This is a genomic window from Peribacillus sp. TH16 (genome assembly GCF_016651095.1).
Classification (GTDB): Bacteria; Bacillota; Bacilli; order Bacillales; family DSM-1321; genus Peribacillus; species Peribacillus butanolivorans.
In genome coordinates this window covers 542,775-554,418 of sequence record NZ_JAEKEM010000002.1, presented here as the reverse complement: position 1 = coordinate 554,418, position 11,644 = coordinate 542,775, and the positions used below count along the sequence as shown (strand labels likewise).

Below are 11,644 nucleotides of genomic sequence, written 5' to 3'. Positions count from 1 at the left end.
GCAACTATGTTTAGAAAGACAAACGACTAAAAAAGTGACAAGACGAATTGTACCATTTTAAATGGATTGCACGTATTCTCGTTACGTGGGGAGGCGCCGTAGCGTACATAAATATTAAAAACATTTCGTTGCATAAAAATACAAATTGTTGTATTTTTATAATAAACATTCTAAATCTAAAAAGGAGATAAGATATGGATATTTATCATGCAGTAACCAGTGATGTTAAATATATTTATAATTTAATACAAATTCACGCTGAACAAGGAGTAGTTTTGCCTCGTACAAAATTATCACTATATCAACATTTACAATGTATGTATGTCATGAAAGAGGATAATAAAATACTTGGGGTTGCCGGATTACATGTTTTAGGTCAGGACCTGGCAGAGGTACGTTCATTAGTCGTTGCTCCAAATCATTCTGGTCAAGGTATAGGTCGTAAATTAGTTAATCATATTATAAATGAAGCCTCACGACTTGAAATTAGCAGATTAATATCATTAACATACGAAACGGAGTTTTTTAAAAAATGTAATTTTGAAATTATTTCAAAGGATACTTTGCCTGAAAAAGTATGGATTGATTGTATGAATTGCCCCAAGTTTAACTCTTGTGATGAAGTTGCAATGATTAATTATATTGGATAAAAAATTATCATCGAGTCCATTCAATTATGGCTGTCATGAATAAATGCGGATTACACATTACCATAAAGACCGTCCATGGTATTTTAAGGAGATAGCACCTTATGGTAAGTGGTTAGAAAGAGAGGGTGGCATACGGGAGTGATGAGTATCTTTAAGTACAATATGTATTTATAGCTTTAAAATATAAAAGTAAAGGTTACGATAGAAAGAGAATGTCACCCTAACGATGGTGCCATTCTCTTCGTCCTTAAGGAGAGAAGTTAACGCCGAAAAAACAAATTTGGAATAAATTTTAAATAAAGTACTAGCAATTGAATTAGTTACTACAGATTATACACGTATTAAAACAAAAAAGATTGACAGGAATAGTACCTGACACAACCTGAAAAATAGTTTACTATATGGATTTTTAAAAAATAATAGACTAATAATTTTGGTTTAAAACCTTAATTCCATCCCTTATTAAAGAATCGCACCCTAAAGATAATTAACGAAGAGAGTTAGTGGTATCGACTTTTTATGTTAGAATTCTCTTTAGGTATAAAATTTCCGAAATGGGCGGTATAGCATTGTTGCTACCGTTCGTAAAAGTACTTTTTGAAAAGTGAACAAAGAACCCATAGGCCTTGCCTAGGACCACAACATAGGTGATAACAGTTTTTCCTTATGCTATTTCTTTCTTTATTCATTCCAGAACTTCATAGCCTTTTTATCAGAGGTATAGACGGTAACTTGTTTGGTTTTGCTAAGTGTTTATAAGGTTCTCCTTCTTCATTTACTTTACGAAGCTCTTCATGCTGTTTTTCAACCCGATTTAACAGCTTATTTACTTCAAGGAAATCAGCGTTTCCCATCTTCATATCTTCACTCACTCCTTTTTTTATTTCGAATTAAATAGATGACATATCCAACATACCAAGATCCACGACATTAAATCCCTTATAAATAAATAGGGCGCAATTATACATAGATTAAAATCTACGTTTTGCGAACCAAACTTTTTCTTTAAGAGTTTTTCGGGGTTGTCCAATCTAGTATAATACCAGACTCATATAATATCTCAGAGTTAATAAAGGGGGGAGGATTAATTTGGGTAAGGATAAAAAATGTCCAGATTGCGGACATAAGCAATGTAAATGCAATCATAAAAAATGTAAGGATTGCGGGCACAAAAAATGTCAATGTGAATCTAAACAAGAACAAAAGGTAGAGCAAAACATTGAAGTGTATGTAAAAGTACCTGCAGGACCTCAAGGAGCTCAAGGACCGACGGGAGAAAATGGATTGTCAAACCAGTTTGTTGTAGGTCTTAATACTACTCCTTTTCCTACATTGGTTTCATTAAATCCGTTGCCAGAGGTTCTTTCAACAGTAACCATTACTATTGATGATCCTGGTGATACCGTCAGATTAATGGCATCAATTCAGTCAATAACTTCTGCATCAAGCGTAAATTCTAGCCCACTCCGAGCAAATGTGATAGCGTACAGAATTAGACGAACTGCACCTAATCTGATCATCAGATCTGTGCAAGATACGGATTTTGATTCTCTAACTACTGCTTTTACAACTCTTGATAACCCTGGATCAGGAACATTTACCTATGTTTTAGAAGGATTGTTGATCAATTCAACTATTCCTGTGCAGAACGAATTTATAATTAGTGTTGTCTTTACTGCCGAGGAAATTGAACCTAATTAACTACCAATAACCCTGATAATGTGAACTCAGATAAAGAAGATGGCTGCCAATTGGCCGCCATTTGAATGTACGATTCTTAAACAAATCATACATTCAATTAAAAGAAAGAAAAGTACAAAAGTAAAGATATGTATTGAGTTTTAAATAAACGGTGTGAAAAGAGAGTTTTTAATAATGGACATCCTTAAATGTCCTTCTGAGGTGGAAAAAATCTATTATGGACCTAAGCCATATTGTGTATGGAGAATGAGAAAAGCCGCCTATTTGCATTATGATAGGAGGCTTTAAAGAATCGGTCATTTTGTTTTTCTTGTTATTCAGCAGTGAATGTAAATGTTACTTTTAACGGCCTGCCTTCGCTCCCCTTTTGTGTCCAAATGATTTCCACTTCGAATTCCGTTGCTTTTTCAGCCAAAAGGAAATTTTTAAATTGATAAGGCATTCCATCATTCAATTGTTTTGCTAAAAAAGTAGTCTCTTCAAATTGGTTTTTATTACATTCCTCTTCACCAGGACAACCAAAAAGTGAAAACTTCGTCGGGAATTTTATTCATTTTGAATAGTCTATTAAACCAAAAATATTAGTAAAAAAGAGAGCATACAACACCTGGACCATATAGGAAATGGCTTCGTGAACAAGGATATGACATTAAAACTTGTCTACTATAAGAGACGTTGAGTCAGAAAAACTAAATATGCAAAATGCTTTAGAATAAAGAAGAGAGGGTCATTAAACTCCATCAAATTTCGCGGATGGTGAGTGGGGTCGCAGGGAGCAACCCACATGGATAGGGCAAACTGTGAGTTGCAACCCGAAGCGAGTTGACCATTTACCAAGATACAGAGTTTTCCTTACGAGGAAGGCTTTTTTCATTCTTTTTGAAGACATTTGAAAGTGTATAAAAAGTTGACCGGGTGTAATATCGAAGAATTTTTTTTTTGCCAGGTCTAATATAGCTATGACTTCTTCCCGTTTGTTTATTGTCTCTACTTACTTCAGCTACATAAACAAATGCAAGAAAACAATCAACTACAGACCTCTACGCTGCCAGCGTGGGGAGTGTAATTCCGATAGCATACTAAAATGTCCAAAATCGCTTTAGATCAAGGTTTTCAATGTGTGTGTAAGGTTTAGGATGAACTATGATTTCCGTCAGTTTTCTATAGTTTGTGACCAAAATGTTAACAGAGTGCGACCAATATTTAAGTGTGAAAATTAGCTTTTTGTTTGGGAATCAATAGGGTTGTGAGATGTGATGGTATGCTAAATTAGGTTTATCGCAAGAGAGTATTTTTCTGTAGGAGTAATAGTTGAACAGACACTCCCTATTACCTCCGACAAACATTAAAATGCTGAAGGGACGATATAAGATAGAATGTTTCCACAGTCGAGTCATGTAAAGAAGATAAAAGTGCGTCCTTTTGAATTAGAAATAAAATTGCCTAATACATCTCTTGAAATGCAAAAAATATAATCCAAAATAAAGTATTTTGAGAAGAATTTATAAAGAAACGAACACATGTCCCTTTCAAAAATACCCATAGGAAAGTTCTATTTAGAAAATATAGTAACTGTGGCTCTTATTTAAATGGAAAATCAATAAATTAAGTGATCAAATAGTAACCTGATTTGTTTCTGAACTCAACCAATCAGGTTACATAAACCCACCAGCATCTCTTGTGTTGCCACATACACTCCGCATTGTGAAGCGGTCGCGTGGTTGGAGTTGGTATAATAGAAAATCAGATGATATAGAAAAAATCTATACCATCTGCTTTTTTGTTTATAAAAATACCATTCAGGACCGATTTTCGTTAAAATAAACATTGCCGATTGTTTTTCACAAATTATAAATGTCCAAATGTACTTGTGTTTGATAATAAGTTATTAATCATGATATAAGTGTAAGTGGAACATTTGGCTTTATATTTTTTGACCGAGAGTTTGAAGTTGTATCCATAGTGAGAGGATTTGAGTTTGAAATGATAGATAATTTTTGGCGTGATTTACCACGACCATTTTTTGTACTTGCACCAATGGAAGATGTGACAGATGTTGTTTTTCGTCACGTAGTAAGTGAAGCCGGTCGACCGGATGTATTTTTCACAGAGTTTACAAACTCGGATAGCTATTGTCATCCAGAGGGCATGAAAAGTGTGCGTGGCCGTTTGATTTTTACAGAAGATGAACAGCCAATGGTGGCACATATTTGGGGGGATAATCCCGAATATTTCCGTCAAATGAGTATTGGCATGGCAGAGCTAGGATTTAAAGGCATCGATATTAATATGGGCTGCCCTGTACCGAATGTGGCATCGAGAGGGAAAGGTAGTGGCCTTATTCTGCGTCCAGACGTTGCGGCAGAACTTATTCAAGCAGCAAAAGCGGGCGGACTGCCTGTCAGCGTGAAAACACGACTTGGCTTTAAGGATGTAAATGAGTGGGAGGAGTGGCTAACGCATATTTTAAAACAGGATATTGCGAACCTTTCTATTCATTTACGTACAAGAAAGGAAATGAGCCAAGTAGATGCGCATTGGGAGCTAATTCCGGAAATCAAAAAATTACGTGACCGTATCGCACCAAATACGCTACTAACAATCAATGGAGACATTCCTGACCGTCAAACTGGGCTGCAGCTTGCTGAACAATATGGTATTGATGGCGTTATGATCGGGCGAGGTATTTTTAAAAATCCTTTTGCTTTTGAAAAAGAGCCAAGAGAGCATAGCAGTAAAGAATACCTTGATCTTTTAAGACTGCAGCTTGATCTTCAAGATCAATATGCGGAGGCACTGCCACGTTCAATCACAGGGCTTCATCGCTTTTTCAAAATTTATGTCAAAGGATTCCGTGGAGCTGGTGAATTAAGAAATCAATTGATGAACACGAAATCAACAGATGAAGTGCGTGCATTGCTTGATAACTTTGGAAAAGAATGTTGATGGGACGGGGACAGTGAAATGATGTAACTCTCAAAAAGTTAGAGAAAAAATGAATCACATCAACTCATGTGTACTTATTTTATTCAGTTTCAAGTTCCTTTGCAGCCGGCAACTTTTGTTTTGATACAGTCTGTTTTCTAGAATGTAATAAACCCACCAGCACCCTTGTGATGCCACATACACTCTGCACATGAGGAGTGCTATATGTTTCTAGCGAATGTTTTTTCCACTCGAACCGAAACCTGCTGCAAAATTGAAGAAATAAAGAATAGAAAATGATTAGGATTCTATCTCAATTATAGGATTTTTTTGGATTAACTAGGTGGAACCGTACCATAAGTATCGATTCTTAGATCAATATTTCCTTTAATCAGAAACATTGTTCTTGATAAGTTCTTTTGCAATTGTCCGCTTGATTTTTAGAGGTAAGCACCTAGTCCTATTTTTAAAAGAAGTATCAAAGAACAACTCAACGTTCTTGATACTTCTTTCTTCAATTTTATTTGAAAGATTAACTATAATCTCGTTTATTATGCCATGGAAAGATTTTTGTTTTTTGTTCTATTGGAGGTACCATTGGAAGCATACCAAGTCGTTCGTAGCTTCTCTTTTATGCTGGTTTCTTTTGTTTTTGGTCTAAGCGATGACTTAGGAAAGTTAGAAGACTTGCAAAGATAGCTACCAGCCCACCGACCAATGTCACACTCATCAAATTTCCCTGATGGTAAACAATTCCGCCTAATGCGGAACCAAAGGCGATACCGACATTACTTGCTACTGGCATCAGTGAAGCAGCTAGTCCTGTAGCTTTTGGTTGATAAATAACGGCAAGGTCTATCAAATAAAGCTGGGTAGAAGTTGTTAAAAGGATAGCCATTAATGACATCAAGCTAATATTAACCAATCCAAAGATAAAATTATCTGTCGTCCAATATAAACTGATCAGAACAATTGCTTGCACGAGAAAAACAAACCGGAGGCGTCCGATAGCATTGTAGCTGGCAATTTTACCAGCGAGTATGTTGCTGAAAATGGAAATAAATCCGTAGCCAAACAAGATCAAACTGATTGAACTACTCGGTGCTTCCATTCCTTTCAGGATCGGAACAAGATACGTATAAACGGCATACGTTGCTCCAAATCCAAGAGATGGAATGAAAAAAGCCATTAAGATTCGTGGGTGTGTTAACAAAGAAAATTGCTCACGCATTGAACTGCGGAATGTACTGTGCATAGTAGGCAAAATGAAGAAAGATGCCAAAAACGCAATTCCACCGAGAAAAGTAGTTAACAGGAAGGTTGCATTCCAGTCGTACCAATCAGCGATGACAGTGCCTATTGGTACTCCAATTACGTTTGCAAGAGTAAAACCACCGAAAACGAATGATATAGCAAGTCCACGTTTTGCGATTGGTATGGTTTCACTTGCAACAATCATGGCAAGCGAAATTAAAACTCCTGTTACAATCGCAGTCATCATCCGAAGTACAAGGAGCATGATGTAGCTCGTCGAAATCACGCACAAAGCATTCAGGATGATGAACGAACCTATCAAAAACAACATCCATTTGCGCTTTGGAAAATGGCTTGTTGTCGACATCACAAGTGGTGTGGCAATGGCAAACGTAATCGCAAACGCAGAAACGAGTGTACCTGCTTTTGCATTTGTTATATGGAGACTCGAGGAAATATCGGTTAAAATCCCGATTATAACAAATTCGCTTGTCCCGAGAACAAATGTTAATAAAGTAAGTGTTAAGATGAGTAGCCAATGTCGCTTGGATAATTCTGTAGCGTGCATAAATACCTCTTTTCTTAGATGAATGTAAATGTGTCACAGGGTAGATAAACAATCGTACTATCATACCATAAAACACTTTTACGAGGAAACCCCTTGCTTAGTTATCGCTGATTATCTCTTTAAAAATTGATTAACGTTAAAAAGTACATTTTATAGAAACATCATGATATAACTTGATTTTAAAAATTCTCGATATCCATAAAAAACCAATTATATTTTACCCGCTTGATGGTCATTATAAATAAAGAAGAAGGGGCTAGTGATTACGTATGATTCACATCATATAGTAAATGAGGTGTCAGTTAAAGACGTTTAACTTAACTACTAGAAGCTTCATTAAAAAATCGTTTCGAGCAAGGAGATGGTTCGCCTGCACGTAAAAGCAGAAAACTCATTCAATAATTGTCATTTATGCTTTGAAAGTTGATGAAACTTTTAAGATATAGGGGATAGTTGCTTTGGATGGAAAACTCTAGTTAGATACCCGTATTTACTCTAATGTAGATGAGGTGTTTATCGCAGAGAATTTATGCTAATTCGAAATGAAGCAAACCCCTTTTTTCAGACAGGGTGCAACTTTCCGTTGCATCCTGTTTTTATGTGTGTTCTTTTCTTGTTATCACTAGGGTGAGTTATAACCAACATTGTTAAATCTTTTTCGCGTTGCGGCTGTTTTAAATCAAAGTAGAGATGAAAAACACAGGATGAGTGGGAAATCAACATAACTCGCTTTTAAAATTTTATACTGGTGTCGTTGGCTTGAGTTAAATAAAAACTTGGCATTTGAAAATCGGGTAGAACAAATGCTTATTTTAGCTTGTCAAAAATCTAACTATTTCACAGTAGAATCATTAAAAGAAAACAAAAATCACCTGTTTCAGCGACTATAAGTAGGAGAGGAACTTCTCTTTCCAGTTCCATTCTTTATTCCTTCTATGTACTTATGTCCCCCTTTACTCGTTTATTGTTTCATTTTACCGTTACCTGTTATGTACAAAAAAAAATTCAAAACGGATTAATAAGGAAAAGCATAATGGTAACAAGATGATAAAAATATAATACTCTAATATCAGGAAGAAAACATAAATCAAACAAAAAGGATGGGATCCTGATGGTTGATGAAAATAAGCAAAATAACAAACGGGAACAATGGAAAAAGAATGTTATGGATAATCTGAAGAGGGAAGCTGTCAAAAATATCATAGCAAGAACGGGAGATCTAGCAAGATTAGATGCTAAAGTCAATAATACTTACACTGTATACATCAAGGATGGAAGGATGATAAAGCAACCTACAAATGGGAAGTGTGTTGTTATTAATGGAAAAATCCAAAATTAAAATTTGTGAAGGAATAGAGAATACACATTATAGAAGGCGAAGGTATATAGCGGTTGGACCACAGTAATTGGTGCAAGGCCATAACAAAGTTCATAGTGCTAACGTGCATGGTAAGCTTTCTGAAGCCAAGATAGTGTAATAGAATTCGAGGTCCTTACTTTTATGAAGCTCTAATTTGATTAGATTTGGTACATTTGAAGTGTGCGACGAGCAGTTCGAACTAGAAACCCACATACAGGAGAAGAAATACAAATTGCTGCTTCCAAAGTTTACTGCTTGTAAACCGGATAAGGAAAAGAGGCGGTTAAATAAAAAAGTAGTATAGCGTAAAAAAATACTCTGGGATGAGATATTCTCCAGAGTATTTTTTTCTTTATGTAAAGTTAGGTTTTATACTTTCGCATCTGTTTTCACATAGATAAGTGCTACGGGTAAAATGCAAAACACTCTTAAGTGAGCTTGTGAGATGCTCCTATTTTTACAGAATGAGAGGAGGGAAGGGATGTAGTGGGAGGGGATGTTACTGAACCCTTTTTTTCGATAAATGTCGAAAAACTTTGCACCACAAATAACTTTGGTGTGGAAGGTGATCACTTTGTGATATCAGCCTTTATGAAGAAATTCCAATATAAAAGTTAACTCTCGAACTTCATTAGCTACATAGTTTCAAAAACCAAATTGTAAAAATGTTGTCTCTAATAATATAGAGTCCCATTAATACTTTAGAAAATTTTCTCTGTTGAGTACAAAATCATTAAAAAACATAACTGATTGTATAACTTGAATTAATCATTAAAAGTAGTATTATGATTTAGGTACGAATGTTAAGGAGGCACAACTATGAAACAGATTTCTCGAACAAATACAGCTTTACTGCTTATATTTCTTGTAGTTGTGTGGGGCGTTAATTGGCCATTGTCTAAAATGGCGCTGAATTATACACCACCAATATTATTTGCGGGAACAAGAACTATATTGGGTGGTCTGATTTTACTAATTTTTGCTCTACCGAGATATAAAAAACTTCGCTTTAAAAAAACATGGCATTTTTACCTAATTTCTGCTTCTCTAAACATTATTCTCTTTTACGGCCTTCAAACGGTAGGTCTTGGTTTTGCACCTGCGGGATTATTTTCGGCCATCGTGTTCATTGAGCCAGTTTTACTTGGGATTTTCTGTTGGATTTGGCTAGGGGAATCGATGTATGGATTAAAAATTATTGGATTAATTCTTGGCTTCGCAGGTGTTGCTATAATAAGTGCAGGAGGATTTACAGGCAATGTTTCAGCGATTGGAATTATTCTTGCCCTTGGCTCTGCTTTATCCTGGGGATTAGGTACTGTTTTTATTAAGAAAACTGGTGATCGTGTAGACTCAATTTGGATGGTTACATTACAACTTATTATGGGAGGCATTTTTTTATTAAGTGTAGGTTCCAGCGTTGAAAGCTGGTCAAATATCCAGTGGGAATTTCCATTTATTATAAATTTATTATTCATCTCTATCTTTGTAATTGCATTTGGGTGGCTTGCATTCTTTACACTTGTAGGTTCAGGAGAAGCGAGCAAAGTAGGTTCATTTACGTTCCTTATCCCGCTTATTGCAATCCTTTGCAGTTCTTTTATGTTGCATGAAAAAATTACACTAAATTTATTAGTTGGCCTTTTATTTATCTTGATTAGTATTTTGTTTGTAAACATAAAACTAAAATCACAGACAATACCCGACTCAAATTTATAAAATAAGGCTGTTTTCTAAAATATTATAATTTGATTACGATCTAGATCGGTCGCTTTATACATATAAAATGCGATTAGGTCAAATATCGTTATGGACACATATCCGAGTTTGATTATATGGATGACCAAACCAGTTTAGTCTTATTTGCAGACTTGGCTAATACTTTCCCATTTATTTCTTAGGGTGGAATTATGTAAAAAGTTGGAGTTACCCGAGCTATTGTTCGGAAAAACAACAATAAAGATTAAGATTTTTTATATTATAAAATAAACCTCGTTAGAATATATGTAGTTTTCTTTAACCATATTTTGCTAAGAAAATGTTAATTATACTAATCATTAATATAAAAAAACCACTCTTTAAAAAGGAGTGGATTTTTTATATTTATTTGGTTTATTGCGTAAATCTGTCACTTTTATTCTCCCTACAATACATTTCATGACTAAGGTCTGTTTTTCTATAGCATCTTTATGATTTACAAACAGAATCTCTTCCAATTATAAGGGGGTCTTAAATTGTCCCTTTTGCTTCCGATCAAGATTAGCGATATAGGAACTCATCAGCTTCATGGAAAACTGAAAGATCGGGCTTTGAATAAAGGTATAGGCAAACGTCATAATAAACACTGGACCGCCAAGGATGAAGCCGATAATCAAGATGAGGCTCTCGACAACGATTCTTGCACGGCTGACAGATAACCCGGTTTTTTCCGAAACGGAAAGCATGAAACCATCCCGAGGACCGGCCCCGATTCCCGCAGCCACATAGATTCCTCCGCCAATGCCGGATATGATGATACCCATCAACAAGATGAATAGATTTAACCACCAATGCTCCGTTTCATGAGGAAGAATGTTGAGATGCAAGAAGAAATCCATAATCGGGCCGATTGACAAGGCATTTAGAAAGGTACCAATGCTAATATACTTCCTATCAACGACGCAGGCGATTAGCACAAGTACTAAGCCGCATATGACACTCCACGTCCCAATCGTGAACCCGAACCGTTGGAACAGGGCGACGTTTAAAACCTCCCATGGATGCAGCCCCAAGGATTGAACATTCACCGCAATCGCATTCCCTAATCCAAAGAAAATTAAACCAAGAAAAAAAATAAAATACCGTAATAAAAGAAATGTCATCTCTTCACCTCTACATCATATATATCTATCTACTTTAGATGAAGAAGGCCTAACGAACAAGATGATTTATTAAATTCAAAGCGAGAGGACCATGAAAAAACGTCATCCTTTTCGAGTATTTTACTCAAAGAATAACGTTTTTTTGTGTTTGAAATTGTTTCGTTTTCTTGATAGGCATGACGAAGGAATGAGAGGGCAATTGACCCGTTGAGACATGGGAGGGAAAGCCTCCAGGGGCGGCGTGGAGATGTGTATTATATGGTAAAATATGGAGTGGTAGCTGGCTCCTTTATTTAACTATGCCTTCACGAAGCCTAACTGATCT

The 11,644-nt window shown here is 35.8% G+C and carries 9 protein-coding genes and 1 pseudogene; 5 read left to right on the top strand and 5 right to left on the bottom strand.

Annotation, left to right across the window (positions count from 1 at the left end; all coding sequences use genetic code 11):
• The first annotated feature begins 194 nt into the window (after positions 1–194).
• On the top strand, positions 195–650 hold the full coding sequence (locus tag JFV29_RS02565) for an N-acetyltransferase (RefSeq protein WP_201181050.1): 456 nt from the start codon (positions 195–197) through the stop codon (positions 648–650).
• A 698-nt stretch (positions 651–1,348) separates the two neighbouring features.
• On the opposite strand, the gene JFV29_RS02560 is transcribed toward JFV29_RS02565, so the two are convergent.
• Positions 1,349–1,510: a hypothetical protein gene (locus tag JFV29_RS02560; protein WP_201181048.1), complete on the bottom strand. Its 162-nt coding sequence runs from the start codon at positions 1,508–1,510 to the stop codon at positions 1,349–1,351.
• Between the two features lie 229 nt (positions 1,511–1,739).
• Between JFV29_RS02560 and JFV29_RS02555 the strand changes: the two genes are divergently transcribed.
• Positions 1,740–2,351: a hypothetical protein gene (locus JFV29_RS02555; protein WP_207205073.1), complete on the top strand. Its 612-nt coding sequence runs from the start codon at positions 1,740–1,742 to the stop codon at positions 2,349–2,351.
• Positions 2,352–2,664: 313 nt separating this feature from the next.
• Here JFV29_RS02555 and JFV29_RS30155 read toward each other — a convergent pair.
• Positions 2,665–2,889: pseudogene (locus tag JFV29_RS30155) on the bottom strand (hypothetical protein); the annotation flags it as partial.
• A 1,424-nt stretch (positions 2,890–4,313) separates the two neighbouring features.
• On the opposite strand from JFV29_RS30155, the gene JFV29_RS02545 reads away from it, so the two are divergent.
• Positions 4,314–5,297, top strand: a complete 984-nt coding sequence (locus JFV29_RS02545) for a tRNA-dihydrouridine synthase (protein WP_201181044.1) — start codon at positions 4,314–4,316, stop codon at positions 5,295–5,297.
• Positions 5,298–5,907: 610 nt separating this feature from the next.
• On the opposite strand, the gene JFV29_RS02540 is transcribed toward JFV29_RS02545, so the two are convergent.
• Positions 5,908–7,098, bottom strand: coding sequence for an MFS transporter (locus JFV29_RS02540; protein ID WP_057217850.1), 1,191 nt, complete (start codon positions 7,096–7,098; stop codon positions 5,908–5,910).
• 1,111 nt (positions 7,099–8,209) lie between these two features.
• On the opposite strand from JFV29_RS02540, the gene JFV29_RS02535 reads away from it, so the two are divergent.
• Positions 8,210–8,437: a hypothetical protein gene (locus JFV29_RS02535; protein ID WP_201183528.1), complete on the top strand. Its 228-nt coding sequence runs from the start codon at positions 8,210–8,212 to the stop codon at positions 8,435–8,437.
• A gap of 840 nt (positions 8,438–9,277) precedes the next feature.
• Positions 9,278–10,177, top strand: a complete 900-nt coding sequence (locus tag JFV29_RS02525) for a DMT family transporter (RefSeq protein ID WP_201181043.1) — start codon at positions 9,278–9,280, stop codon at positions 10,175–10,177.
• Positions 10,178–10,536: 359 nt separating this feature from the next.
• On the opposite strand, the gene JFV29_RS29980 is transcribed toward JFV29_RS02525, so the two are convergent.
• Complete coding sequence (locus JFV29_RS29980; RefSeq protein WP_207205071.1) at positions 10,537–10,674, bottom strand: hypothetical protein; 138 nt, start codon at positions 10,672–10,674, stop codon at positions 10,537–10,539.
• On the bottom strand, positions 10,675–11,319 hold the full coding sequence (locus JFV29_RS02520) for a YczE/YyaS/YitT family protein (protein WP_201181042.1): 645 nt from the start codon (positions 11,317–11,319) through the stop codon (positions 10,675–10,677). It abuts the gene before it with no gap.
• Between the last annotated feature and the right edge of the window lie 325 nt (positions 11,320–11,644).